Here is a 25,266-nt window from a genome sequence, read left to right on the forward strand (position 1 = left end):
ATGAGCGAGCTCAATGATCTCTTGATGCCCAAGCTTGGCCTGACCATGACGGAGGGTTTGCTCGCCGAGTGGAGCGTAGCGTCCGGCGATAGCGTCAAGGCCGGCGATGCGCTGTTTATCGTTGAAACCGACAAGGTAGCCAACGAGATTCTGGCCGACGCCGATGGCGTCATGGGCGAGATTCTGGTTCAAGCGGGGGATACCGTTCCGGTAGGAGCGGTGGTTGCTCGCTGGACCGGCCCCGGCCAAGGCATCGGCAGCAATTCCTCGGCAGTTGTTGCACTAACGATTCAGTCGGCGCCACTCGCGGCTGAAGTTCAGGAAGATATCCTGCCTTACACGGCTGTGGTGGGCGCACGTGTCGTCGCCACTCCGTTTGCGCGTCGCCTGGCGCGCGAACACGGTATTGATCTTGGCTTGATAGCAGGTAGTGGACCGAGCGGCAGAATCAAGGCCGCCGATGTGCGTTTCGCTAGTAAGACGACGAGTTCAGCACCGGTCGAGCAATACTCGCATCAACACTCTGCGCCAGTGCCGACGTCGGTAGCACAGAGCCAGCCCGCCAGCGGCCTGGTTCAGGCAATGGCACGCCGTATGACCGAGGCCAAGCAGGTACCTCATTTTTATCTTTCTGCCGAGGCCGAAATCAGCGAGCTTCTGCTACTTCGCGAGCGCTTGAATGCTGAAGAGGGGGGGGCGAAACTGACACTGAATCATTTCATTATCGCTGCCGTAGCACGCGCGTTGGAAGGGATGCCGCAGCAAAATTGCATATGGAGCGATGGGCATGTCGTCCAGTTCAGCGGGATAGACATTGGCCTTGCGGTTTCTACCGATCGCGGATTGATGGCCCCCGTGCTGCATGACCTGGCTGGATGTTCGCTGGATGGCATTGCGGTGCGCTCTGGCGAGCTGATTGCCCGCGTACGTGAAGGCAAGGGTTTGCGCGAGGACATGAGCGGGGGAGCGATCACGATTTCCAACGCGGGCATGTTCAATGTCACCTATATGACGCCGATCATCAACCCGCCGCAGTCGGCCATTCTTGGTGTCGGCAGCATACGCGAGGTCTTTCGCCCTGATGCTGACGGCGCCCCGACTCTTAAGCGTGAAATGGGGTTGGTGCTGGCCGCGGATCATCGTTTGCACGATGGCGTCAGCGCATTGAAATTTCTTAATTACGTCATTGATCTGTTGCAAGCCCCTTATCGGCTTCTGCGTAGCAACACCGCCTTCAAAGGATAAGAATTCATGGATTTCTCGCTTTCAGACGAACAGAAGTTAATGATTGAGGCCGCCCGCAGAGTGGGCGAAGAGTTTGGCCTTGAGTATTGGGCCGAACGGGATCGCAAGGAAGAGTTTCCTAATGAGTGCTGGCAAGCGATATGCGATGCCGGCTTGGCTGGTGCCGCGCTTCCCGATGAGCACGGTGGATCGGGGCTGGGCATGCTTGAGCTGGCATTGATTGTTGAAGAGTTGGCGGCGGCGGGGGCTGGCTCGACCCTTGGCCAGTTGTTCATGATTAATCCGATTTTCGGCGGTGTGCCAATTTCCAAGTTTGGCAGCGACAAGATGAAGCGCGAATTACTGCCAGCATTGACGGAAGGCAGAATTAATTTCTGCATGGCTCTGACCGAACCGGATGCGGGCACGAATACCCTGGCGCTGAAAAGTTTTGCCGAAGCGGCTGATGAGGGAGGGTGGCGCCTGAATGGTCAGAAAATCTGGATTACCGCAGTGGATGCCGCCCAAAAAATGCTGGTTGTTGCGCGCACAAAGAAGCCGGGGGAAGTCACCAAGCACAGCGATGGCATCTCGATGTTCATGATAGACGTCGAGCGCGAAGGCCTGACCTATGCGCCCATTGAAAAGGCGGGGACACGAACCCTGAGCGCCTGCTCGGTGTTTTTCGATAATGTCCGCATTGAGCAGGACGAGCTGATAGGCACGTTGGATAAGGGGTTTCGCGAACTGCTGGATGTGCTTAATACCGAACGTATTGTGACGACGGCGTCATTGGTGGGCGCCGGTCGTCTGGCTGAGCGTTTGGCTGTGCAGTATGCGAATGAGCGCAAAGTATTTGGCGGTAAGCCCATCAGCTCGTATCAGGGGCTGCAATTTCCTTTGGCGCAGTCGCACGCTGAACTGCAGTGCGCCCGCTTGATGAACTTGAAGGCGGCTACCTTGTGTGATTCGGGCCAGCCCTATGGTACGGAAGCTAACGTGGCCAAGCTCATTGGTTCGCAGGCAGCGACCCACGCGATCGAGCGGAGCATGCAAACGATGGGCGGCATGGGCTATGCACGCGAGTTTCATGTGGAGCGCTTGTGGCGCGACGCCCGCCTGTTTAAGTTTGCTCCAGTATCCGAAGAAATGATTCTCAACTATATCGCCATCCACGATCTTGGCATGCCGAAGTCATATTAAGATGCGCCGGCCCGTAATGGCGTAGAGAATGGCTGTTTGTATAAAGAGCTGATATATAAAGGAGACCCTGAACCATGCTGAACCTGAGCGCATCGATCGCGTACCACGCTCGCCAGGCACCTGAGCGAACTGCCATCATCTATCGCGATGAAGCTATCAGCTATGGTGATTTTTATGACCGCATCTGTCGTGCGGCTGCCCTGTTGCAAGCACATGGCGTAGGGAAAAACGATGTGGTGGCGCTCTTTATGAAGAACAGTGCGGCATTCTTGGAAATTGCCTTCGCTGTCAGTTATCTTGGCGCCATATTTTTACCGGTCAATTACCGGCTGGCCGCGCCGGAAGCAGACTACATATTGGGCGATGCGCAGGCGAAGCTATTGTTCGTAGACGAAGAGTTCACCAGCATACGGGAGCTGGATATTCCCAAGCTGGTGCTTGATGCGCAAGCACAGGCGGATTCTCGATATTTGGGGCGCAGCGGCTTGGCCATTCCCGAACTCAATGCCGCCACCGAGTCCGATCTCGTCCGGCTGATGTATACCTCGGGAACAACATCGCGGCCAAAAGGCGTGATGCATTCCTACGGCAATATTTATTGGAAGTCGATCGATCACGTTATTGCACTCAGCCTTACGCGTGAAGAGCGCCTCTTGGTGGTCGGCCCTCTCTATCATGTCGGTGCTTTTGATTTGCCTGGTATTGCCGTGCTCTGGGTCGGCGGTGCGCTTTGTATTCATCGGGAATTCGACCCGGTGGCGACTTTGGCATCGATTGAGCGCTACAAGCTTACCAGCGGTTGGATGGCGCCTGTCATGTTAAGCCGCACCCTGGCAATTGAAAGCCCCGAGCGCTTTGATCTGAACACCTTCCGCTGGTGCATAGCGGGAGGTGAAAAAACGCCTGAGTCGCGTATTCGCGATTTCACTCGTGTCTTTACCGCTGGCCGTTTCATTGACGGTTTTGGAATGACCGAAACCTGTAGTGGCGACACGTTGATGGAAGCCGGTATGGAAATCGAGAAGATCGGCTCGACCGGCCGCGCTCTGGCTCATGTGGAAATACGTATTGCCGATGATCAGGGCAACGCCTTGCCGCCGAATACGAAGGGTGAAATTTGTATCCGAGGACCCAAGGTCACCAAAGGCTATTGGAATGCGCCCCAAAAAACAGAGGAGTCTTTTTACGACGGCTGGTTGCGTAGCGGCGATGTTGGTTATTTGGATGAGGATGGCTTTTTGTTCGTCACCGATCGCACCAAAGACATGATTCTTACCGGTGCCGAGAATGTGGCTTCCTGCGAAGTCGAGGCCGTGCTGTACGAGTTGCCGCAAGTTGCCGAGGCCGCTGTGATCGGTGTTCCCGACGAGCGTTGGGGGGAAAGAGTCGTAGCGGTAGTGGTGCTGAAGCCGGACGCGGATCTGTCTTTGAAGGAGATCGACCTGTATTGCCGCAAGCACCTGGCCAGTTTCAAAGTACCCAAAGAGCTGCAGATCGTTTCTGAGCTTCCGCGCAATCCGTCCGGGAAAGTCCTCAAGCGCGTATTGCGCCAGGAATACAAGGCCTGATTGGTGACGCTTCGAGACAACACTCAATAAAGAAACATCCAGGAGAAGAGACTATGAGTTTGGCAAGGACCTTTGCAGAGTTTGTCGTTGGACTTGGCATGGGCACTATCCCTGATCAGGTGATTGAAAAGACCAGGGCCTGTGTGCTCAACGGTTATGGCATTGCGCTGGGATCTCATACTACCCCGTTCTTTTCTGTAGCTGCGCGCGCCGTGCTGGCTGTCGACGGTGAACGGGAGTCAGGCCCTACTTTGCTGGGCGATGGCCGCAAGAGTACGGTTGCGGGTGCTGCGTTGGCCAATTCGGCGCTGTTCCATGGCCGAGCACAAGAGGACACCTGCGGCGTGGCTCATTTCGGCGCCATTTTGCTTCCACTCTTGACTGCCATGATCGAAAACGACGAAGGTCGCATCGAGGACCTGCTGCCGGCGTTGATTGCTGGATATGAGGTCGGCGGTGCGCTGGAATCGGCATACTCACCACAGACTACGGCTGCCGGCCTGCGTGCTTCACCCTTGTACGGAACAATTGCCGCGGCTGCCGCCGCGGCAAAGATGTGGGGTCTGACGGTAGAGCAGACTGCAGCGGCGATTTCCAATGCCGCTTCATTTACAGGCGGCATTTTGCAGTCTTTCGGCGACGGCACGGACGAGTGGCGCTATCAAGTTGGCATGGCGGGGCGCAACGGCTTGACAGCTGCCGCTCTGGCCGCTCAGGGGTCGATTTCCGCCGCCAATGCTTTCGAGGGTGGTAGCGGTTTTGTACGAGCTTATGTTCGCACTGACTGCGATGTTCAGGCAATCGCCGGAAAGCTTGGCAAGGAATGGTCAGTCTTGAAGGTGACTTTCAAGCCCTATCCTGTTTGTGCGCTGAACCAGACTCCGGTAAGAGCAGCCCTGATGCTTCGGGAGCAATTGGGCGACCAGGCCGGCGCGGTCAAGTCGTTACGGATATATTTGAACCCCACCGTGGTGGGTTACGCAGGCATGAACTCGCAAGGGCCCTTTGCCAGCGTTTCCGGCACCTTGATGAGCATTCAGTTTTGCATCGCCACCACTTTGCTGCACGGCACGCCGACCATCGCACATATGACAGCTTTCAATGACGCGGGTGTAAACGATCTTATCCCGCGCGTGCAGCCAATCTCAGACAGCGCATTGGGTTTGCTGGCTTGCCGCATCGAAGCCGAGATTGACGGCGTTTCAGAACCGCTGACAGTGAATCTTCAAACCGATCACACAGAATACAGCTATGACCAGGCTGGCGTTTCGGCGTTGATTCGCCGAATTGGTGAAGAAACGGGCGTGGCGCCTGCCGCCTACGATCGCCTGGAAAAATTTGTGAACGCACTGCCGAAGGCAGAGCTGGCTGATGTTTTTGCCGCGTTCAAAGAAATCCAAAGGGCCCGTTAGCGGCCAGGATGGCGCCTCGAAGTTGGGGCAAATACGACGTAATAAATAAGAGTTCCGGAGGAGTACCTATGTTTTGGCATAAAAGTTCCACTAAAGCAGTTCTCGTGGCGGCTGCGGCGGCTGTTTTTGCATCAGGGTCGGTTTTGGCGGCCGACACGATAAAAATCGGCATGACATCCGCCCTTACAGGCCCATATAACGAATTCGGTGAAGGCAACCGACGCGCAGTTGAGTTGGCAGTAGAGCAATGGAACGCCAAGGGCGGGATCAACGGCAAGAAAATCGAGATTGCGCAGATGCTGGATGATCAGCTTAATCCTGATCGCGCCGTGCAGAATATGCGCAGCATTCTGGATAACAAGGAAATCGTCGGGATTATTGGTCCGGCGGGCAGCGGCCCGACCTTGGCTGTTATTGATATGGTTCAGGCCGATGGCAGGCCTTATATGAATCCGATCGCCCAGACACCTGTGGTGACCTATCCTGATGGCAAATCAGACCAGAACCCGCGGTCTAATGTCTTTTCCTTCGCGCTGCAAAATGATGTGGAAGCTGTCGCAATGGGCGAGTATCTGGCGAAACGCTTCAAGCGGGTGGGCATCATCCATGAGAGTACCGCTTATGGCGTGACCGGCGTAGATTACCTTACCTCTTCTATTGAAAGAAACGGCGGGCAAAAGCCCGTGGCTACCGATTCGTACAATCAAGGCGCTCAGGATATGACTGCCCAAGTGGCCCGGTTGAAACGGGCTAATGTGGATTCGATTGCCGCCATTGGGCTGGGCAAGGACCTGGCAGTGTTGCGCCGGACCATGGCGCGATTGAATCTCAATGTACCGCTGGTGGCCGCCAATGGCGCGCTGGGTCAGCCTTATCAGGAAGGTGCGGGTGAATTGACGGTTGGTACGTTGGGGACCATGATCGGCGCCTTTGGCAACCCGATGCGTCAGGCAACGGCAGATTTCGCACAGGCCTACAAAGCCAAATATGGCGCTGACCGTTGGTGGGGCAGCGATGCCGATAATCCCCAGCTGTTCATGGCGATTTCGGTTTCTAACGGATACGACGCTGCCAATACCTTATTCGAAGGTATTCGTATTGCGAACTCCACCGAACCCAAAGCCATCATCAAAGCCATCGAGTCGATCAAAGACTATCAGGGCGTAAACGCCGTCTATACCTTCTCGAAAGATCATCATCACGGTATCAAGACAGACGGCGTCAAGGTGTTCGAATACGTCAAACAAGGCGACAAGGTTAGGCTTCAGCCAATCGCTCAGTAATTGGGAGGTGAGACAGATTCGAGGTACGGACTTGAATCTGTCGTCATTGTCATTTTGTTGACGAGGGTGGTATGGATTTTTTTATACAAATGGTTGTGTCCGGGCTGAGCGTGGGCGCCGTCTACGCCTTGATCGGGCTGGGGCTGAATCTCACGTTCTGGACGACTCGAGTGCTCAACTTTGGGCAAGGGTCGGTCTTGATGGCTGGGGCGATGCTTACTGCTGTCATGGTCGCCGGTGGTGTCAATGTGTTCTTGGCTGTTGGCTTATCGCTCGTTGCCACAGCCATTATCCTCTGGGTCGTAGAGTTGGTCGGAGTGCGGCCTATGCTTCGCTTTTCCGGCAGCATGGGCTGGGTGGTTTCTACCTTGGGCACCGGTATTCTTCTACAGGGAATTGCGAGCTGGTTGTTTGGAACGCAGGCGGTTGCTTTTCCAGATGTGCTTTTCAGCAGTACGGACACTATCGAGTTTATGGGCGCGTATATATCCGTGCAATACATCGCAGTGTTTGTTATCAGCGTTCTTATCGTAGGCCTGATGGAGCTGTTCCTGCGATATTCCATTTGGGGTTACGGCGTGCGTGCGGTCGCTCATGATCGCGACCTGGCATCTCTCATGGGCATACCGGTTCGACGCGTAGTGGTCATGTCTTTCCTGGTCAGCGGTCTGCTGGCCGGCATTGCGGGCATTCTGGTGTCGCAAGTTTCCGGCACTGTCGATCCAAATTTTGGGCTTCATCTTTTGATTCTTGCCTTCGTCGCAGCAGTGCTGGGGGGCATGGGAAGCGCGGTTGGCTCTTTGGCTGGAGGTCTTGCCTTGGGCATTATGGAAAAACTGGTTGGCGGTTATGTGTCGCCGGCTGCCGCAGAGGTCGTCGCTTTCGTTCTATTGATAGGTGTGCTGACCATACGTCCGCAAGGCTTGTTCGGCAAGCGGGAAACTGTGAAGGTATGAACCCCATGAAACTGCTTGGCAATTTACTCACGAATTTCTGGACCTTGGCTGTCCTTGCGTTGGCATTGGCGATAGGAGCCAGCTTCGCGGACACCGGCACGGTGCAGATGTGGAGCTTCGTGATTATCAATATTTTTCTTGCACAGAGCATTAACCTGCTGACAGGCATCAATGGGCAGATTTCGCTCGGCCATGCAGGGTTTTTTGCGATTGGAGCCTACGTCAGCGCTATCGCCTTGAAGGCTTGGGGTGTTCCGTTTCCGCTGGCCTTGGCGATGGCTACGGTTGCTGCGGCGGTCGCGGGCTATTTGCTGGCCGGCCCTGCTGGGCGCGTACGCGAATTTTATCTAGCGATGATGTCGCTTGCTTTTGGCTTGATTGTTTATGAGCTGGCGCGCGAGTTGCGCGGGGTTACCGGCGGTGTAATGGGAATGCGCGGCATTCCATCTTCGCAGATTGGTACGTTGCACGTGTTCGGTTGGAGCATTGATACGGTTTGGTATTTCCGTATTTTGCTGGTGGTCCTGCTCGTGGTTATGTTCATGTTGCGAAATTTCGTCAAAAGCCATTATGGACGAGCTTTCTACGCGGTCCACGTGAGCGAAATCGCTGCCGGTTCCTTGGGGATTTCCCAATCCGCAGCCAAGCGGGCCGCCTATGGAATCAGTGGCGGAATGGCGGGGCTTGCCGGCGGATTCTACGCCCATATGATCGGCTACCTCACGCCGGAAAGCTTCGGTTTGATGAGGTCGATCGAGATTTTGGTAATGTCTATCGTGGGTGGCCTGGGGTCGCTGGCTGGGCAGATTTTTGGCGCAATTCTGTTTACTTATTTGCCACAAAAACTACAGGCTTTCAATGATTATCAATATATCGTCTACGGTCTGATTCTGATTTTTATCTTTACCTTGCTGCCCAAAGGGTTGGCAGGGCTGTTGCGTACAGAAACGCGTTATAGCAAGTACGATCAGCTGCGTTTGACCGCTAACGAGGCTTATGTTGCCCCGCTGAGCCGAAAAGACGCAGTTTCAGAAAAAACGCCGCGAGCTGCCTTGGTGCGTGTTGAACAGGTGGTTATGGAGTTTTCGGGATTGCGTGCCTTGGCGGGAGTGTCATTGGATCTATACGCCGGCAGTGTTACGGCGCTTGTGGGGCCGAACGGTTCTGGAAAGAGTACGCTCGTCAATGTGATCAGCGGCATCTACAGACCAACCTCCGGGCACATTTGGTACAAGGGCGAGGACGTTGCCGGCTGGCCTTCGTTCAAGGTCGCCCGGGTGGGTATCACCCGCACTTTCCAAGACCCGCGCAACGTACCGAGTTTTACTGTGCGGGAAAATATTCTCATGGGAGCCAATCGCCGCTATCAGCATGGACCGCTAGCCGCTGCGATCAACACGCCGAAAGCCAAGCAAGAAGAGGCGGATTTCTTGCGTCAGGTCGATGCCCTGATGGAAGCCAGCGGCCTGACGATATACGCTGACGCCATTATTGGCGAGCTGCCCTATGGCATCCAGCGGTTGGCTGAAGTCGCTCGCGCCTTGGCCAGTGATCCCGAGCTCTTAATGCTGGATGAGCCGGCGGCGGGGTTGTCGGAGCATGAATCCGAGCAATTGATCCGTTTGGTTCGTCTTGCGCGCGAACATGGTGTTGCGGTGATGATCATTGATCATCACATGGACTTCCTGGCTGAGCTGGCAGACGATGTGGTGGTGTTTGAGGCCGGCGAGGAAATCTACAAGGGCGATATGTGTGGAATGCGATCCAATCCGGCGGTGATCGCCGCCTATTTGGGTGTGGAGGATATGGCTCATGCTTGAAGTACGTAATCTGCAAGTCAGTTATGGAGCGATTGAAGCCGTTCGAGGGGTCAGCCTGATCGCGCGTCCGGGGCAAATTACTGCGCTTATAGGCGCAAATGGCGCCGGAAAATCTTCGTTGATGCGGGCGATTTCAGGGGTAACTCCGGCCAAGACAGGCGAAATCCTGCTGGATGGTAAAGATATTTCGCGGATGTTGCCCCATGAGCGGGCTCAAAATGGGCTTGCTCATGCAATGGAAGGTCGGCGGATTTTCCATCAGCATACGGTAGAGGAAAATCTTATCACCGCCTGGCATTTTCGCAAGCCGAAAGGAAATTTCAAGCTTGCCTTGGACAAGGTCTACGGCAACTTTCCTATTCTGGCTGAGCGATCCAGAGCCAAGGCTGGCACATTGAGTGGCGGGCAGCAGCAGATGCTGATTCTTTCCATGGCTACTTTGCATGCGCCGCGTTTTGTGCTGCTGGACGAACCGTCACTAGGGCTTGCCCCAATTATTGTTGCCCAGATTTTTGAGTTCATCAAAGAGTACTGTGCTGAAGGTGATCGGGTGGTTCTACTTAGTGAGCAAATGGCTAGCCTTGCCCTAAAGGTTGCCAACTATGGCTATGTACTTAAACACGGCAAGGTTGTTTTCGAAGGTACTCGGGATGAGTTGCGTTCGGGGGCATCGGCCGATCTCTCAAGCGCCTATTTAGGCGGAGGGCAGTAAGGATGCAAACAGTGAAGCGGGATTCAGGGCAAACACCATCTTCCGTTGAAGCGGATTTGCTTGTTCTTGGTGGTGGGCCAGGTGGCTACACCGCGGCGTTTCGCGCCGCAGACTTAGGGCTGTCCGTTGTGTTGGTTGAGCAGCGCAATACTCTGGGCGGCGTCTGCCTGAATGTCGGATGCATCCCCTCTAAAGCCTTATTGCACTCCGCCAAGGCTTTAGAGGATGCTCGTGAGCTGGTGCATCAGGGAATTGAGTTCGGCGAGCCCAAGATTCGGCTGGAAAAACTGCGCGACTGGAAAGATGCCCTGGTGGCTAAGCTTTGCGGCGGTTTGGCGGCGTTGGCGCAGCAGCGCAAGATACAGGTGCTGATGGGCGAGGGTAGGTTTACTGGTCCGAATACGCTAAGCGTATCGGGAGGCGTCAGTGTAAAGTTCAGGCAGGCCGTGATAGCTGTTGGCTCGCAGCCTGTGCGCTTGCCTTTCCTGCCAGAAGACCCACGCATAATGGACTCTACTGATGGCCTGGCGCTGAGCGATATTCCTAAGCGCCTGTTGGTAATTGGCGGCGGCATCATAGGCTTGGAGTTGGCCACGGTCTATGGCGCTTTGGGAGCTGCAGTCACGGTGGTGGAAATGACTGAAGGCTTGCTGCCGGGATGCGATCGTGATCTTGTAAAGCCGCTGGAGAAGCGTATTGCAGGTCGTTATGAGGCCGTTTTGCTTGAAACCAGGGTAACAGCCGTGGTATCGCAAAACGATGGGCTGCTGGTGTCGTTCGAGGGCAGTAAAGCTCCTGCGCCGCAGGTGTATGATCGCGTGCTGGTGGCGGTCGGTCGCCAGCCTAATGGGGCAACCATTGGGGCCGAGCAGGCAGGGGTGAAAGTGGATGAGCGCGGCTTCATCAGGGTGGATGCGCAGCAACGCACGAATGTTGCCCATATATTTGCTATAGGCGATGTGGTTGGCGATCCTATGCTGGCACACAAGGCCGCTTACGAAGGTAAAGTGGCTGCCGAGGTGGTAGCGGGAAAAAATGTGGTTAATGATGCCAAGGTCATACCCGCCGTAGCTTACACTGACCCCGAAGTGGCTTGGGTTGGGCTAACCGAGACAGCGGCCAAACGTACCGGCATTGCTTATCAGAAGGCTAGCTTTCCCTGGGCAGCAAGTGGTCGTGCGCTGACTCTGGGGCGGGGCGAGGGTTTGACTAAGATTTTGGTTGATCCGGTGACGCATGCTTTGTTGGGGGTCGGGATGGTTGGGCCACATGCGGGCGATCTTATTGCTGAGGCAGCGCTTGCCATTGAAATGGGGGCGGAACCAGGCGACGTGGCGTTAACGATTCATCCGCATCCTACTTTGTCGGAAACTTTTGCCTTTGCGGCCGAGGCATATGAAGGCACCTTGACGGAACTGTATATGAGCAGCAAGCGAGGTTAACTGCGATGAAAGCGATACAAATAATTTATTGTAAGAGGAGTTGATCGGTGGCGATATGGAAGAACGCAGTCCCCAACCGCAAGGCAATGCATCAGCTCAAGCGCGAAGCGCTTCTGCGCGAAGCCATTGCCGCTTTTAACCAGAAGGGGTTTCATGCTACTTCGCTGGACGATATCGCCACTAGTCTGGGGGTGACCAAGGCCGCGCTGTATCATTACTTTCCAAACAAGCACTCCTTGTTGTTCGAGGCGTTTACAGAAGCGTTGCGTGTCGGCTTCGACGCGATCAGAAAGGCCCAGGATTCAGGTGGCACCGGTCTGGAGAAACTGCAGATGGCGATCCAAGAGTATTTGCAAGTAACGCTTAGCGAACTTAGCCGATGCGTGATTATTACCGAAGAGCATGCGCTGTCACCGGACGACAGGGTGAAAATCGTTGAACAACGCGATCGTTTCGAAGCCGCGTTACGCGGATTCGTTAGGGCTGGGATCGAGGACGGCAGCATAATTCCCTGTGATCCCAAACTTGCCATTTTTTCCATATTCGGTGCAGTGAACTGGGTGCCGAAATGGTTTTCGGAAAAAGGGGCCTGGACCAACAAGCAACTCGCACGGGGTATGTCAGAGTTGCTTTGCCGCTCAATTGCTAAGAATCCGCCGGCCGAACTTCCTATCGATATTTCTAAACTCAAAAAGATGTGAACGATTGGCAATGGCATTACAACGACGACAGCACGCATCAAGGCAAGATGTGTGTGGGGGAGTTGTCAGCACGTCTGTGGGATGCCCTATGCTTGCCCCATATCTAAGTATGCTCATGCATTGTCTCCAAAAATGGCTATTTATCGTGCTCGCTGTTTGACCGAAAAACCACAATGTTGCTTAGCGTGCGGCATGGATGTTTGGCTTTCCAGTCTGTTCTAGACGTGTGCGTATTGCATCTAGATGTGTTTTGGCCCAACTGCGAGCCTGATCCATACAGGTGCCTCTCAAGGCGTGTCCTCTCTTCGTTGAGCAGCCCATAGGCTTACAAAGCTCACTTTGAAATGGTCTCTAGGAAAATTTAGGGTCAATACCTATTTTTATCCGAACTGGTATACCAGTAATATTCCAGCATGATACCAGTAACTATTAAACGCGATAGCGAGCGTGCGTATGAAAAACTGGTCGAGATGCTTCTTAACGGAAGCATTACAGAAGACCAGCCGCTTTCAGAACGCAACCTTTCTGATCTCCTTGGACTTGGCCGTACTCCCATTCGTGAGGCGGTGCGCGATCTCGTTCGCGAAGGCGTGTTGGAAAGCCACCCAATGCGGGGGACGATTCTGCGGCCGCTTACCATTCCCGATCTCCAAGATCTTTATGAAATTCGCTATGCGATCGAGGGTATTGCCGTTGCGCTGGCTGCTCAACGGGGCGCGGTCGAACAGCTCCAGCGGTTTGCCGTGGCATTTGAAGAAGCGCTGACCAACCCAGACGATTTTGACGTGCTTCAGGTTCATGACGATGGCGTCGAATTTCACAAGGAAGTAATGCGCTTATCCGGCAATAAGCGGCTACTCGAGATGTATTACCCCTTCCGACTTCGTTTTCGGATTCCATTCGGCATTGTTCGGAACAGGACGCCGGAACGCATACGCGCCGCATTGCTGGAACATAAAACCTTGTTGGAGGCCATCATGCGCCGGGATGCGGAGCATGCACGTTTCTTGATGTGTGAGCATTTACGCAAGGGGCTGGATTGGCGTATCGAGATGCTGCTGCACAGAGATCAATACAGAATGTAAAAGCGAAAAAAACCACTACGCTATAAAACTGGAGACAAACCAATGAAACTGATCAGCACTGCAGCCGTCCTTATAGGCGCGCTCACTTTTGGAACTGCAGCGAGTGCTGCGGAAGCCGGCCCCACCCTTGCGTCGGTCAAGAGCAAGGATAAGGTGGTTTGCGGCGCCAACGGTGGGCGGCCCGGTTTCTCAGGTATTGATAGTAAAGGCCAGTGGCAAGGGATTGACGTGGAGGTTTGCCGCGCCGTCGCCGCAGCGACGCTGGGCGATGCAAAAAAAGCGGAGCTCGTCAAAGTGTCCAGCCAGACCCGCTTTACCGCATTGCAGACATCCGAGGTCGATCTGTTAGTCGCTAACGTCACATGGACCTATAGCCGCGACACCAATCTTGGCCTGGACTTTGTAGCTCCTATCTTTTACGACGGCCAGGCCTTCATGGTTAGTAAGCAACTCGGCGTCAAAAGCGTGAGCGAGTTGAGCGGAGCCACGATTTGTATTGAGCCGGGTTCCACGTCGGAGAAGATCGTTGCCGATATCTTCCGCGCTAAAGGGATGCAGTACAAACCCGTCGTCATCGAGGATCGTAAGGAACTCAATAACGCCTTTTTTAGCGGCCGTTGCGATGTGCATGTGCAGTCGACTTCAGGGTTGAGCTCGGGCCGCGCGACGGCAGCCAGCAATCCTGACGATTACGTCATTCTGCCGGAAGTCTTTGGCAAAGACCCAATGGCTCCAGTCGTCAGGCAAGGCGATGCGCAATGGCGGGATATCGTAAATTGGACGGTCTATGCCATGATCGCTGCGGAGGAATTGGGGATTACCTCGCAGAACGTGGACGAAATGAAGAAGTCGGATAACGCAGATATTGCCCGTTTGCTTGGTGCGAAGGACGAGCTCGGCAAGCAGCTAGCCCTGAATAATGACTGGGCTTACCAAGTTATCAAACAGGTAGGCAACTATGGTGAGGTTTTTGAGCGCACGGTCGGCAAAGGCTCGCCTCTCAAACTGGATCGTGGCCTCAATCGTCAATGGGTCGATGGCGGATTGCTGTATGCGCCGCCCTTTAATTGAGTTTTGCCAGCATGCAGACAACCGCAACCCTTCGCCGTCGGCCTCCCCGATTGCCAGTCAGGCACCGTCTTTCGTGGAAGGGGGCCTGGCATGATCTTGGTGTCAGGTCCTGGATATATCAGGCGATAGTGCTGATAGGCGTAATTGCGCTCGGATCCTTTTTGGTCGGGAACGCTCAGGACGCATTGAGCAAACAGGGGATATCGACCGGCTTTGCGTTCTTGGCAGATGATGCGGGATTCGAGATAGGCGAACGATCCATTGCATTCCAGTCTACTGATTCCTTTCTCAAGGCATATGGTGTTGCACTCCTGAATACATTGAAGGTATCGGTGGCAAGTATTGTTTTTGCCACGTTGATAGGTGTGATAGTCGGTGTAGGCCGCCTTTCATCCAATCTGATGTGGCGCAAGTTCGCCTCGATCTACGTTGAAGTGTTCCGAAATACGCCTCAGCTGGTGCAACTGATCTTCTGGTACACGATCATTACCAAGCTTCCACATCCGCGCCAGGCATTTTCGTTTGATGGCCTGGCGTTCCTCAGCAACCGGGGTATCGTCATTCCTTGGTTGACTAATGATTCGGTGATTTGGATGCTGCTGGCGGCAATATTGGCAAGCAGCATCTTGTTGTGGGCAATACTGCAGGTGATCGATCGCCGGCGCAAAAAATCGGGCCAGAAGCAGCCCGTGGCGTTGATGCTGGGCCTAATGATCGCTTTTTCGCCGATTGTGCTGACAGTGCTTTTGGGGCCTTCGTACGAAATATCGATTCCAGTTCTGCGAGGGTTCAATTACCAGGGTGGAACAACCATATCGCCTGAGTTCCTTGCTTTGTTGTTAGGCCTGTCTCTATACATAGGTGCCTTTATTGCCGAGATAGTCCGCTCGGGGATCGAGTCGGTCAGCGCGGGTCAGATTGAGGCTGCGCAAACAGTGGGTTTAGGGCCTTTCAATATATACCGCAGGGTCGTTTTCCCGCAGGCGCTGCGGGTCATGGTGCCGCCCGCTGCGGGTCAGTATGTGAGTATCGTCAAGAACAGTTCGCTGGGCGTCGCTGTTGGTTATCCGGAGCTGTTCAGCGTGAATAACACCATAGTCACGCTCAGTGGGCACACGATCGAGGCAATCGCCATAATGATGTCGATCTACCTAGCCATTTCTTTCAGTATTGCGATCATCATGAACCTGTACAACCACAAAGTACAGATCAAGGAGCGATGAGTCATGGCATCACAGCAATGTGTTTCACGTGCCGTCGTGAAGTCGACACAGCGCCGCTCTCCTCCCACAAGAGAGCAAGGGCTGGCAGCCTGGTTCAGAAGGAATTTTTTCAGGAACTGGTTCAATGGCGCCATGAGCCTCTTGGCGCTTTGGGTATTGTTCGTTACCTTGCCGCGACTTATTCGCTGGGCATTCATCGATGCGGTTTGGTTCACGACGAATTCCGAAGACTGTAAGGCTGCTGCTGGTGCGTGCTGGGCCGTCATCTCCGAGAAATACAGCGTCATGTTGTTCGGTACCTTTCCCTACGAGGAGCAGTGGCGCGCCATTGCAGCTATCGTGATCATCATCGGATTGGCCGTCATCTCCGCTTTCCGCATTCTGTCCGCACGCGCGTTGATTGTTTCATGGGTCGCGGCCATGGGGATGGTTTTTTTGTTGATGCTTGGCGGAGTCTTCGGACTTGCGCCTGTTCCTACGCATCGATGGGGTGGATTGCCTTTGACGCTGATCATGTTCGTTGGCACTGTGGTCGGCGGCATTCCGGCGGGCGTCCTGCTAGCCCTGGGCCGACGTTCGCAAATGCCGGCCATCAAGGCGCTTTGCGTGGGGTTCATCGAGATTGTCAGAGGCTTGCCATTGGTGACGATACTGTTCATGGCCTCTTTGATGTTTCCTTTGTTCCTGCCAGAGGGCATTACCATCGACAAATTCATGCGCGCGCAGATCGCGATGATGCTGTTTTTTGCCGCCTATGCTGCCGAGGTAATCCGGGGCGGCTTGCAAGCTATCGGCAGGGGCCAGTACGAGGCGGCGGACACAATAGGGTTGACGTACTGGCAGAAAATGTTGCGCATCATTTTGCCGCAGACCGGGCGCATCGTGTTGCCATCGATGATGAATGAAATCATTCGAGCGTTCAAGAATACGACATTTGTCGGAATCATAGGGCTGTTCGATGTGCTGCGCGCTACATCGACAGCCATACAGGATCCCGTCTGGGTGCGATACAGCATTGAGGCATATCTGTTTGTTTTCCTTCTCTATTTCATCATGTGTTTCGCAATGTCGAAGTACAGCGAGGGATTGGAGTACAGGCTTAAAGTAAGGCGGTGAAATGACAGAATTAATAGAGCCCATCGAGGGAGCGGCCGTGCAGCTGCGGGAAGTCAACAAGTGGTACGGGGATTTTCATGTGCTGCGCGACGTTAATCTGGTCGTAGGCCGCGGCGAGAAGGTGGTGATTTGCGGTCCATCGGGGTCGGGGAAATCAACGGCGATCCGCTGTATCAACCGACTGGAAGAACATCAGGAAGGAAGCATCGTTGTCGACGGCATTGAAGTGAACTCGGACATTCGTCAGATCGAGGCCGTTCGACGTAAGGTCGGCATGGTATTCCAGAGCTTCAATTTATTTCCTCATCTGACGATTCTGGACAACCTGACCCTCGGACCTATGTTGGCGCAGAGAGTGCCTCAGGACGAGGCGCAAGACAGGGCCATGGAATTGCTCCGCCGCGTCCGCATACCCGAGCAGGCAAAGAAATTTCCAGGTCAGCTGTCAGGCGGCCAGCAACAGCGTGTGGCGATAGCCCGCGCATTGATGCTGCGGCCCCATGTCATGTTGTTTGACGAGCCGACCTCTGCCCTGGATCCTGAAATGATTCACGAGGTGCTCGATGTCATGACGGAGCTCGCCGAGGGGGGTATGACCATGATTTGTGTAACGCATGAAATGAACTTCGCGCGCAAGGTTGCCGATCTGGTTGTATTCATGGATAGCGGGGAGGTCGTCGAAGCGGCACCACCGGATCAGTTCTTCGAGTCACCCTCCAGTGAACGGACACGCTTGTTTCTTAGCCAGATTTTGCACTGATGCTTTGTTCCCGGTTTTAATTAGGATGGATTCCCAATGACTTCGCATGCTGTTTCCCCAGAGGCTTCCTCGGACACGCCACTGACGTTCAGTACCTTTCGCAGTGGTTTCCCTGCGTTGACTACTCAGACCTATCTTTCGATATGCGACAAGATGATCCTGCATCGGCGCGTCCGTGCCTCCGTTGAGGAGTTTCTCGATCATCTTGAACTGGCGTCGGCGAATCGTGTGCAGCATGAAGTCCATGTGGCATCGTCGCGCCGCAAATTTGCGGATTTAATGAATGTTGCTCCGGAAACCATAGCGGCGATCCGCAACGTTTCCGACGGAATCAACAGCATTGCATGGGCCTTTCCGTGGGAGCCAGGCGACAATGTCGTATTGACATCAGATTGCGAGCATCCCAACAACGTTTATCCCTGGCTGCGGCAACGTCAGAGGGGGCTGGAGGTGCGTATCGTCAATCCCTTGCCGGACGGCTCGATCGATATCGACGGGCTTATTTCGGCCATGGATGCGCGGACACGATTGATGACCGTGGCATCGGCCACGTTCGCGCCTGGGCACCGCACTGATCTGCGGAAATTGGGCGAGGCATGCCGCAAGCGCGATGTTTTCCTGCTGGTTGATGGCGTGCAAACCGCGGGCATCATGCACCATGATTTATCTGCCGAAATGGTGGATGGGTTCGCCACTTCGGTATCGAAAGGCTTACTTGGCTTGTACGGCTACGGTTTCTTGTATGTGTCGCCTAAATGGATAGACCGACTCAAGCCCGCCTATCTGTCGCGTCCTGCAATAGTGCAGAGAACGGACGATCATTCAACCATGGGCGGTTTTGACTATGAGTATCAGCCGGACAGCCGCCGCTTTGAAGTTGGCAGTTTCAACTTGGCGGGGGCGTATGCCGTCGATGCTTCTCTTGATATGTTACTGGAGCTGGGTACAGCCCATATCGAGGCCCATGTCCTGCAACTAGTAGGCAGGTTTCACGACGGCTTGTGCAGCCTGGGTATTACGCCCGCCGTACCTGGCCGAGGCTCCAAGCAATCACATATCGTCACGCTCGGCGCCCTGAATGCCGGTGGCCATGGGTTTTCAACCGATCCGTTGATTCAGCCGCTGTCGGAGCATCTGGTCGAGCGCAGGGTAGCCCATACCATCAGGCGTGGCCAGCTGCGTTTTGGCCTGCATGCCTACAATAACGAGGCCGATATCGATGCCGCATTGGACGCCGTACGAGAGGGTCTGGGCGTTATCAAGGGCGTTGCCGCGATATAGCCATGTCCATGCGCCCGCCGTTTCCTATTGATCTGGTCAGCGATACTGCAACCCGGCCATCACCAGCGATGCGCGAGGTGATGGCGCGGGCGGAAGTCGGGGACGAGCAACGTGGCGAGGATCCTAGCGTCAACGCACTGACCGAAAAGGTTGCCGCAATGCTGGGCCAGGAGGCGGCCATCTTTCTGCCATCGGGCACCATGTGCAATCAGATTGCCTTGGCGGTGCATTGCCTGCCGGGCGATGAAATCATCGCCGCCGGCAATAGCCATATCGTTTCATCGGAAGGGGCGGGCGCATCCGTCTTTGCACACAGCGTTATTCGCGGCATAGGGTCGGAGCGCGGGATTTTTAGCACCCAAGAATTGGCTGCGGCAGTGCGCTCTCCGGGGGTAAAGGCGCCTCGCTCGAAAGTGGTTTGTATCGAACAGACCAACAATCGTGGCGGGGGGGCGGTGTGGCCGTTGGAAACGGTGCATGAGATAGTGGGTGCCGCACGGGATCTTAATTTGGCCTTGCACATGGATGGCGCACGCTTGATGAATGCGTGTGTGGCCACCCAGGTTTCAGCCGAATCCTATGCAAAACCCTTTGATAGCGTATGGCTGGATCTTTCGAAAGGCCTGGGTTGTCCGATCGGAGGGGTTTTGGCTGGATCCGCCGAATTTATCCAGCAGGCGAATCGTTGGAAGCACCGTTTCGGAGGTGCAATGCGCCAAGCCGGTATTGTTGCGGCAGCCGGGTTGTACGCGCTTGAACACAACATAGACCGCCTGGCCGAAGACCACTGCAACGCGCGTCTATTTGCCGAGCAAATCCGCGAGCTGCCCGGTATCTGTTTGCGGTTCGACCGGATCGACACCAACCTCGTCTTTTTCGATGTGTCCGATAGCGGCAAAACATCGGCGGAAATAGCGCGGGGTTTGGCTGAGTATGGCGTACGTATCGGTGTGGAAAGCCAGAGTTTGATGCGTGTGGTCTTTCACTTGGACATCAACACCAGTATGGTGGGGACCGCGGCTGAGGCGCTGAAGGCCGTGTTGGTGCAATAGCCACGCACGCATTTGCCAGTTTCCGGATCGCTTCGTGGTGCAAGGTACAGCGGCTGATTACCGACGCGGCGGCCAATGCAGAGATACTCGCCGCGATCGAATCCCAGGGCGTCGATATCGTTATCGCGCCATAGCTCCCCATTCGGTAGAATGGACCGCGTGCGTAGCCTATTCGCGTATCCGGGGAGGTATTAATGTGAGTGGCGGCTGGACGATCACACGTTCACACTTTGTTCTGACTGGGCAGTTAATGCGTAAGTACGGTCTGCTGCTTGCGACGATCCTGCTGGGGGCGGAGCTGCTCGAGACGCTCTTGATGCGCCTTGCGGTGGAGCTGGGCATGATCCATCGCTTCGCGGGGCTGGTCGCTGTGATCATGATCATCCTGCTGCAACTGATCGTGTTCGTTGCCATGTTCGTCGTTCTTCGCGATGGGCCAAGCGCGTTCAGGCTGCGTCGCAGTCCTAGCCTGGATTCGGCTCTCCTACAGGAAAAAAACGGTTCGCCGATATTTGCCAGTGCGCTACTGGCGGTGCTCATCCCATTCTATGGCTACTACGCTGGCTGGGGATTCTTGAGCAACACCCTGCGTGATTATTCCCGGGCATTCCTGACGGAGCAGTGGAACCGCATTGATTTCCTGCAACCGGACTCGATCGGCCCTCACGCCCTGCAAGTGGACGGCACGTTATGGCTGCTCATTCCTGTTGTGTTTGTCTGGCTTGTCCGTCGCACGGCCAAGGCCCGGCATGCCAGCACCGGTCACTCGATTTGGCCGCTGGTCGTTGTCGCCTGCGAAGCCACTTGGGTCATTCTGGGGCTTTATGTGCTCAGTGGCTGGAAGGCTCAGTTTGTCTCCTGGCTTGCTGCCATGCCATCGCCGGCAAGTTTGCTGGACTGGCTTTTGCCAGCGGCGCAGGCAGTTATTTCGGAAGCGAGCCAGCGACCGGTCGATTGGCCTCCGCCGTTGCAGGCGGCAGACTGGCTGGGTCAACTATTCCGCTATGCATTGCTGCCGCTCATCTGGTTCAATCTGGGCGCCATCGTCTATGGACACGATTTGAACATGATGTCCGACTCGACCCGGTCCGTAACAAGCCGAGTGACGAATCGCTGGGCAGCGCTGCCCAAGCCTCTTACCGATTTCCTTGGGCATTTCTGGGGCGGGCTAGTCAAGCGTTGGCATGCCGTTGCTAATGGTGTGCTGCTGGCGGCTTCGGCGGGTGTGTGGCTGACGGTATCGATTCTGTGCTTTTGGCGGCTGGCCGATTGGCTGGGTCGTTGGGCATGGGTCGGGGCGGCAAGGCTGATCGGTCCGCAGGATAGCGATGTCTGGATGTTTGCCGCCATACCGCTGAATCTGCTGTTTGGCATGCCCGGTCAGCCGCAGGACGGCGTGGTAGTGATGGTTGTGCAGTTTTGCGTGCTGGCTGCCGGATTGTCGCTGGCATTGAAGGGGCAGGGGGCGTCTAAGGCAAGTTCCTGACGGCTGGAGCGATTGCAAAAGACAGCGCACGGGGGCGAGTGCCTACGCCGGATACGTGCAGTCGCAGTCCTTGCAGGCTGTCTGTCGGTAGCAGGAAGACCTGGTCGGCATGTACCGTTTCGTTGCCGTTACCCTCATCTTTTGGCTGCAATCGGCACAGACCGGCGTTTTTGTGATCTGGCGATAGCGCCTTGATGGCGCCATCCGCGCTTGCACTGCTAAGCGGCATCCAGATCTGTCCCGTTGCACTGTGCAGCGAAACACGGCAGTCCTGCCATGCTTCGCGAGCGGCGGGTGTTACCTGCATTTTCAGTCGGATCAGTACAGCAGCACGCTCGGGCTTTTGCGCAGCGATGGCGGCGGTCTGTGCTACTACCGCAACCTGCAAGCCGTCCATCGATGCGCCACCGGGCGAGGCGTCGATAGCGCGCCATTCGCGGTTGGCGCTCAATTCACGCAGAGCTGGCCAACCATCCACGGCGATGATGACTGCAAATAATACGGCGGCCACTGCCAGCCATCCTGGTTTCTTCATGGCGTCAGGCTCAATAGCGCAGTGTGCGGCATAGGGGCGCCGACCGTGGGTGTCAGCGCGAGTTCGCTATCGAGAATGTTGGGGCCTCTGCGGGCCAGTAGCAGTTTGCCACCTTCGATTTCGTCCCGCGGCAGCTCGAAGACGGCGCGACCCTGGTCTTCAAGTCCAGGGTGGAACTGGCGCACGCCAAGCGTTCCCGGAGCCTCCTCCGTACGCACCGACTGCACATACTGGCGGCCGCTACGGCCTTGCCATGTCGCCGTTAGACGTACCGATTCGCGTACGTTTGAAATATCGAAGTCGACAATAAGAAAAACGCCCTGGGTGTCTCGTGTGACTGGGGTTCCGTAACGATTGAAGGACAGCTGGTCTGTCGTTTGCCAGTCCGTGAAACGCGCGGAGAGCAGACGCCCTTGTGCGTTTTCGCCGCTTTGGGCCGTGGTGCGCAAGGGCTGGAATACGCTGTCGAAATCAGGTGTCGTCATCATCATGGCGCCAAGGGCGCAGGCCCCCAGTAAGACAGGGAGAACATTGCGCACGCGAATCATGGCGTAGGTTCCGGGATGGCGGCCATGTGCGCCGCAGCCGAATAGCCCAGCCAATTCGAGCGGCCGTAAAGGTTGTCTTTTAACTTGAATTGTTGTTGAAAGAAGGTGAGCGACAGTTTCCCAGCTTGCCAACCTTCTGGTACTTGCCAGGTAATTTCCACGTCTTCGGGCATCCTGGGCTGTAGCTGATACAGGGCCTGGCGGTCGCGAAGCAGCGTGACTTCGGGGGCGCTGAATGCAACGTTGTCGGCTTCGACCGTCACTAACCTTGGCGGGTAGCCCAAGGGGGCGGGCTGGGTCTCGCTCGTGACATTCTCGACCCTTGCGGACAGCACCAGCAGGTCGGAACGAAGTTGTAGCGATAGCGGGGTCAGCGTGACGCGACCTAATGCCAGCGGCGAGCCTAGTTGGGTTTCAGGCACGACAGGCGCTGTACGTGCGGCTTCAATGGTTTGCCACCAGCCGTACAGGATTGCTGCGGTAATGCCAGATGCCGCCAAGGCGCGCCGAATAGTGCGGCGCATCAGTGACGATTGTTGTTCTGCCATAAGGCCACTCTCGCATGGACTGCTCTTGTGACTATTATAGGCACAAGCGCAATCTGCGATCAGAACCTGTAGGTAGCGCTTGCCACGATGGAGCGGCGCGAGCCGTACCAGCAGTCGCCTCGGCTCAGGCATGTGCTGACGTAGGTTTTGTCGAACAAGTTGTTGGCATTGATGGCATAGCGCCACGATGGCGTCTCGTAGGCCAGCATGGCATCGACCAGCGTAACGTCGGGCGTGCGGGGTGCATCGCCGTCCTGGAAGTCGCCCAGCCAGCGGACGCCGGCACCGGCGGACAGGCCTTTTACGTCGCCGATGGCAAAGCGATACTTGCCCCAGACCGAGGCCTGGTGCTTGGGCATGCCTTCAAGCTGTTCGTCCAGGTCGATGTAGTTATAGTTGGCAATCAGGTCGAACTGTCGACCGATTTCAGTCTTGAGTTCGAGTTCGATGCCGCGGTTGCGAGTCTTGCCGACTTGCGCCTGCTTGGTCGGATTGGCCGGGTCATCGATCAGGCGGTTTTCTTCCTGCAACGTGTAGGCCGCAGCATTGACCATCAGGCCGCCGTCTGCCGACTCATACTTTAGGCCGGCTTCGACCTGCTTGCCGCGAATGGGAACGAAGGTTGCGCCCGATGCATCGCGTCCGAGTACCGGCGTAAACGATTCGCTATAGCTGAGATAGGGCGATAGGCCATTGTCGGCCGCGTACATGAAGCCCAGGCGCTTGGACGTGGCGCGGCTGACCTGATCTTCTCCGCCCTCGACGGCGCTCTTGGAGCGATCACGCCGCAGCCCGGCCACTGCAATCCAGTTGCCGTAACGCAGTTGATCCTGCAGGTAAATGCCCATGTCGCGTTGACGCGCCGTCGGCTGGTGATTCGTGAATGCAGGCGGCGTATAGGCTGGGTAAACCGGGTTAAAGGCATCGATCAGGGGCACAGTATCCGGTGACTCGAACGCGGACACTTTGTCTTCCTTGGCATAAGTCACATCAAAGCCCAACAACACCTGATGCTTGATCGATCCGGTATCGAACCTGCCTTCCATGTGCTGATCGGCCGATGCCATTTTTACGGTGGTAATGGTGCCGTCCGCGTATCGGCTAAGCATACGCTTGTTGACGGGATCAGCCGGCCAGCCATCGGCGCCGCTGAACGAGTTGGCGTACAGGCTGCGGTAGTCGACCTCGTTGTGCGACCAGCGCGTATTCTGCCGTACCGTCCAATTGTCGTTGAAGGCATGCTCGAAGCTCCAGCCTATGGCGCGCCGGCTTGAGTTGTAGCGATCCCACTCAGGATCGCCGATGAAGCTGTCAGTGGGAATCTGTCCGTTCGGGTTGGGCAATGAAACCCCTTCCCAAGGAAAGAACTGCGCCGTCGATCCCGACTTGTCTTCTTGCAGCAGGGCGCGCAGGGTCAGCGATGTGCTGGCCGTGGGTTGCCATGTCAGCGATGGCGCGAGCACCCAGCGATCGTCCGGCACATGCTTCACTTGTGTATCGGCTAAGCGGCCCAGAGCGACGACGCGATATAGCCATTTTGCATCCTCGTCGATGGGGCCGGTAAAATCGGCCTGGATCTGTCGACGGTTATGCGAGCCATATGACACGCCGATCTCGCGCATGGGTTCGGCCAGCGGGCGCTTGGTGACCATGTTGACCACGCCGGCTGTGCTTCCCTGGCCATACAGCATGGACGAGGGGCCGCGCAGCACCTCGATGCGTTCGAGCGTGTAGGGTTCGGCACGCGTGGTGCTGGTGTACCAGTTGTAGTTGCTGCGCAGGCCATCCAGGAACACAGCGGGCTCCGAGCCGCGGATGCGGAAGCTGTCGGCACGGGAATCCAGGCCGTATGCATCCGAGCGGACGCCGGCGGCATAGTTGAGCGCATCCTGCACGCTGGTTGCGCCCTGGTCCTGGATCTCTTCGCTTGTGATTACGGTCACCGATTGGGGCGTCTCACTCAGCGGTGTATTGGTTTTGGTGGCCGAGATCGAGCGCTTGGCGATATAGCCGCCCACCGGCTCGAACGGCGATTCTGGCGCAGCTTGCGGGTTGACCGTGATCGGCGCCAAGGTGCGTGTGTCACCTTTCTGAGTTAACGATGCCTCCTGAGCCGAAGCGATCGGCATGCCTGCCGTCAGCGAATACGAAAGCCAACCTGTTGCGGCCAGGGCACTCACGGTTGACCGGGTCAATGTCTTGCACGGCATATAAATCCTCTTCCAGTTTTTTTTGTTGAG

The 25,266-nt window shown here is 55.8% G+C and carries 22 protein-coding genes; 18 read left to right on the plus strand and 4 right to left on the minus strand.

Annotated features, from left to right (window positions below; translation table 11 throughout):
* From ABWO67_RS00110 to ABWO67_RS00195, 18 genes are all read left to right on the plus strand, one after another.
* A complete protein-coding gene (locus ABWO67_RS00110) occupies window positions 1-1,245 on the plus strand; it encodes a dihydrolipoamide acetyltransferase family protein (protein WP_353146062.1) in 1,245 nt (414 codons plus the stop codon).
* Window positions 1,246-1,251: 6 nt separating this feature from the next.
* Window positions 1,252-2,427, plus strand: coding sequence for an acyl-CoA dehydrogenase family protein (locus ABWO67_RS00115; protein ID WP_353146064.1), 1,176 nt, complete (start codon window positions 1,252-1,254; stop codon window positions 2,425-2,427).
* Between the two features lie 74 nt (window positions 2,428-2,501).
* A complete protein-coding gene (locus ABWO67_RS00120) occupies window positions 2,502-3,995 on the plus strand; it encodes a long-chain-fatty-acid--CoA ligase (protein ID WP_353146066.1) in 1,494 nt (497 codons plus the stop codon).
* 53 nt (window positions 3,996-4,048) lie between these two features.
* Window positions 4,049-5,407 (plus strand): MmgE/PrpD family protein, encoded by a 1,359-nt coding sequence (locus ABWO67_RS00125; protein WP_353146068.1) that lies wholly within the window; start codon window positions 4,049-4,051, stop codon window positions 5,405-5,407.
* A gap of 68 nt (window positions 5,408-5,475) precedes the next feature.
* Window positions 5,476-6,690: an ABC transporter substrate-binding protein gene (locus ABWO67_RS00130; RefSeq protein ID WP_353146070.1), complete on the plus strand. Its 1,215-nt coding sequence runs from the start codon at window positions 5,476-5,478 to the stop codon at window positions 6,688-6,690.
* Window positions 6,691-6,761: 71 nt separating this feature from the next.
* Window positions 6,762-7,646 carry a branched-chain amino acid ABC transporter permease gene (locus tag ABWO67_RS00135; protein ID WP_353146072.1) on the plus strand — a complete coding sequence of 295 codons (885 nt, stop codon included), beginning with the start codon at window positions 6,762-6,764 and terminating at the stop codon, window positions 7,644-7,646.
* Window positions 7,647-7,651: 5 nt separating this feature from the next.
* Entirely contained in the window at window positions 7,652-9,466 is a 1,815-nt protein-coding gene (locus tag ABWO67_RS00140) for a branched-chain amino acid ABC transporter ATP-binding protein/permease (protein WP_353146163.1), read from the plus strand.
* Window positions 9,459-10,178 (plus strand): ABC transporter ATP-binding protein, encoded by a 720-nt coding sequence (locus ABWO67_RS00145; protein WP_353146074.1) that lies wholly within the window; start codon window positions 9,459-9,461, stop codon window positions 10,176-10,178. The genes ABWO67_RS00140 and ABWO67_RS00145 overlap by 8 nt, the downstream gene beginning before the upstream one ends.
* A gap of 2 nt (window positions 10,179-10,180) precedes the next feature.
* Window positions 10,181-11,620, plus strand: coding sequence for a dihydrolipoyl dehydrogenase (lpdA, locus tag ABWO67_RS00150; protein WP_502929936.1), 1,440 nt, complete (start codon window positions 10,181-10,183; stop codon window positions 11,618-11,620).
* Window positions 11,621-11,706: 86 nt separating this feature from the next.
* On the plus strand, window positions 11,707-12,321 hold the full coding sequence (locus ABWO67_RS00155) for a TetR/AcrR family transcriptional regulator (RefSeq protein ID WP_353146077.1): 615 nt from the start codon (window positions 11,707-11,709) through the stop codon (window positions 12,319-12,321).
* 413 nt (window positions 12,322-12,734) lie between these two features.
* Complete coding sequence (locus ABWO67_RS00160) at window positions 12,735-13,406, plus strand: GntR family transcriptional regulator (RefSeq protein ID WP_353146079.1); 672 nt, start codon at window positions 12,735-12,737, stop codon at window positions 13,404-13,406.
* Window positions 13,407-13,448: 42 nt separating this feature from the next.
* The gene (locus ABWO67_RS00165) at window positions 13,449-14,477 is read left to right on the plus strand and encodes an amino acid ABC transporter substrate-binding protein (protein WP_353146081.1); all 1,029 of its coding nucleotides are present in this window, start codon (window positions 13,449-13,451) and stop codon (window positions 14,475-14,477) included.
* An 11-nt stretch (window positions 14,478-14,488) separates the two neighbouring features.
* Window positions 14,489-15,700, plus strand: a complete 1,212-nt coding sequence (locus tag ABWO67_RS00170; protein ID WP_353146083.1) for an amino acid ABC transporter permease — start codon at window positions 14,489-14,491, stop codon at window positions 15,698-15,700.
* 3 nt (window positions 15,701-15,703) lie between these two features.
* Window positions 15,704-16,816 (plus strand): amino acid ABC transporter permease, encoded by a 1,113-nt coding sequence (locus tag ABWO67_RS00175; RefSeq protein WP_353146085.1) that lies wholly within the window; start codon window positions 15,704-15,706, stop codon window positions 16,814-16,816.
* Between the two features lie 22 nt (window positions 16,817-16,838).
* A complete protein-coding gene (locus ABWO67_RS00180) occupies window positions 16,839-17,576 on the plus strand; it encodes an amino acid ABC transporter ATP-binding protein (RefSeq protein ID WP_353146164.1) in 738 nt (245 codons plus the stop codon).
* Window positions 17,577-17,612: 36 nt separating this feature from the next.
* Entirely contained in the window at window positions 17,613-18,857 is a 1,245-nt protein-coding gene (locus ABWO67_RS00185; protein ID WP_353146087.1) for an aminotransferase class V-fold PLP-dependent enzyme, read from the plus strand.
* 2 nt (window positions 18,858-18,859) lie between these two features.
* Window positions 18,860-19,909 carry a threonine aldolase family protein gene (locus tag ABWO67_RS00190; protein ID WP_353146089.1) on the plus strand — a complete coding sequence of 350 codons (1,050 nt, stop codon included), beginning with the start codon at window positions 18,860-18,862 and terminating at the stop codon, window positions 19,907-19,909.
* A 250-nt stretch (window positions 19,910-20,159) separates the two neighbouring features.
* Entirely contained in the window at window positions 20,160-21,395 is a 1,236-nt protein-coding gene (locus ABWO67_RS00195) for a hypothetical protein (RefSeq protein WP_353146091.1), read from the plus strand.
* On the opposite strand, the gene ABWO67_RS00200 is transcribed toward ABWO67_RS00195, so the two are convergent.
* From ABWO67_RS00200 to ABWO67_RS00215, 4 genes are read right to left on the minus strand one after another with little or no spacing between them, the layout of a single operon-like run.
* Window positions 21,379-21,930 (minus strand): hypothetical protein, encoded by a 552-nt coding sequence (locus ABWO67_RS00200; protein WP_353146093.1) that lies wholly within the window; start codon window positions 21,928-21,930, stop codon window positions 21,379-21,381. The two genes, ABWO67_RS00195 and ABWO67_RS00200, sit on opposite strands and share 17 nt — an antisense overlap.
* On the minus strand, window positions 21,927-22,478 hold the full coding sequence (locus ABWO67_RS00205) for a hypothetical protein (RefSeq protein ID WP_353146094.1): 552 nt from the start codon (window positions 22,476-22,478) through the stop codon (window positions 21,927-21,929). The genes ABWO67_RS00200 and ABWO67_RS00205 overlap by 4 nt, the downstream gene beginning before the upstream one ends.
* A complete protein-coding gene (locus ABWO67_RS00210) occupies window positions 22,475-23,026 on the minus strand; it encodes a hypothetical protein (protein WP_353146096.1) in 552 nt (183 codons plus the stop codon). The genes ABWO67_RS00205 and ABWO67_RS00210 overlap by 4 nt, the downstream gene beginning before the upstream one ends.
* A 59-nt stretch (window positions 23,027-23,085) precedes the next feature.
* Window positions 23,086-25,236 carry a TonB-dependent siderophore receptor gene (locus tag ABWO67_RS00215; protein WP_353146098.1) on the minus strand — a complete coding sequence of 717 codons (2,151 nt, stop codon included), beginning with the start codon at window positions 25,234-25,236 and terminating at the stop codon, window positions 23,086-23,088.
* Window positions 25,237-25,266 lie beyond the last annotated feature (30 nt).

This window comes from Pollutimonas bauzanensis, from assembly GCF_040393045.1.
GTDB classification, from domain to species: domain Bacteria; phylum Pseudomonadota; class Gammaproteobacteria; order Burkholderiales; family Burkholderiaceae_B; genus Pollutimonas; species Pollutimonas bauzanensis_A.

Bases quoted from the DNA above. Each gene is read 5' to 3' on its own strand.
- ABWO67_RS00110 (WP_353146062.1), top strand. From the start codon at position 1: ATGAGCGAGCTCAATGATCTCTTGATGCCCAAGCTTGGCCTGACCATG.
- ABWO67_RS00115 (WP_353146064.1), top strand. From the start codon at position 1,252: ATGGATTTCTCGCTTTCAGACGAACAGAAGTTAATGATTGAGGCCGCC.
- ABWO67_RS00120 (WP_353146066.1), top strand. From the start codon at position 2,502: ATGCTGAACCTGAGCGCATCGATCGCGTACCACGCTCGCCAGGCACCT.
- ABWO67_RS00125 (WP_353146068.1), top strand. From the start codon at position 4,049: ATGAGTTTGGCAAGGACCTTTGCAGAGTTTGTCGTTGGACTTGGCATG.
- ABWO67_RS00130 (WP_353146070.1), top strand. From the start codon at position 5,476: ATGTTTTGGCATAAAAGTTCCACTAAAGCAGTTCTCGTGGCGGCTGCG.
- ABWO67_RS00135 (WP_353146072.1), top strand. From the start codon at position 6,762: ATGGATTTTTTTATACAAATGGTTGTGTCCGGGCTGAGCGTGGGCGCC.
- ABWO67_RS00140 (WP_353146163.1), top strand. From the start codon at position 7,652: ATGAAACTGCTTGGCAATTTACTCACGAATTTCTGGACCTTGGCTGTC.
- ABWO67_RS00145 (WP_353146074.1), top strand. From the start codon at position 9,459: ATGCTTGAAGTACGTAATCTGCAAGTCAGTTATGGAGCGATTGAAGCC.
- lpdA (WP_502929936.1), top strand. From the start codon at position 10,181: ATGCAAACAGTGAAGCGGGATTCAGGGCAAACACCATCTTCCGTTGAA.
- ABWO67_RS00155 (WP_353146077.1), top strand. From the start codon at position 11,707: ATGCATCAGCTCAAGCGCGAAGCGCTTCTGCGCGAAGCCATTGCCGCT.
- ABWO67_RS00160 (WP_353146079.1), top strand. From the start codon at position 12,735: ATGATACCAGTAACTATTAAACGCGATAGCGAGCGTGCGTATGAAAAA.
- ABWO67_RS00165 (WP_353146081.1), top strand. From the start codon at position 13,449: ATGAAACTGATCAGCACTGCAGCCGTCCTTATAGGCGCGCTCACTTTT.
- ABWO67_RS00170 (WP_353146083.1), top strand. From the start codon at position 14,489: ATGCAGACAACCGCAACCCTTCGCCGTCGGCCTCCCCGATTGCCAGTC.
- ABWO67_RS00175 (WP_353146085.1), top strand. From the start codon at position 15,704: ATGGCATCACAGCAATGTGTTTCACGTGCCGTCGTGAAGTCGACACAG.
- ABWO67_RS00185 (WP_353146087.1), top strand. From the start codon at position 17,613: ATGACTTCGCATGCTGTTTCCCCAGAGGCTTCCTCGGACACGCCACTG.
- ABWO67_RS00190 (WP_353146089.1), top strand. From the start codon at position 18,860: ATGTCCATGCGCCCGCCGTTTCCTATTGATCTGGTCAGCGATACTGCA.
- ABWO67_RS00195 (WP_353146091.1), top strand. From the start codon at position 20,160: ATGCGTAAGTACGGTCTGCTGCTTGCGACGATCCTGCTGGGGGCGGAG.
- ABWO67_RS00200 (WP_353146093.1), bottom strand. From the start codon at position 21,930: ATGAAGAAACCAGGATGGCTGGCAGTGGCCGCCGTATTATTTGCAGTC.
- ABWO67_RS00205 (WP_353146094.1), bottom strand. From the start codon at position 22,478: ATGATTCGCGTGCGCAATGTTCTCCCTGTCTTACTGGGGGCCTGCGCC.
- ABWO67_RS00210 (WP_353146096.1), bottom strand. From the start codon at position 23,026: ATGGCAGAACAACAATCGTCACTGATGCGCCGCACTATTCGGCGCGCC.
- ABWO67_RS00215 (WP_353146098.1), bottom strand. From the start codon at position 25,236: ATGCCGTGCAAGACATTGACCCGGTCAACCGTGAGTGCCCTGGCCGCA.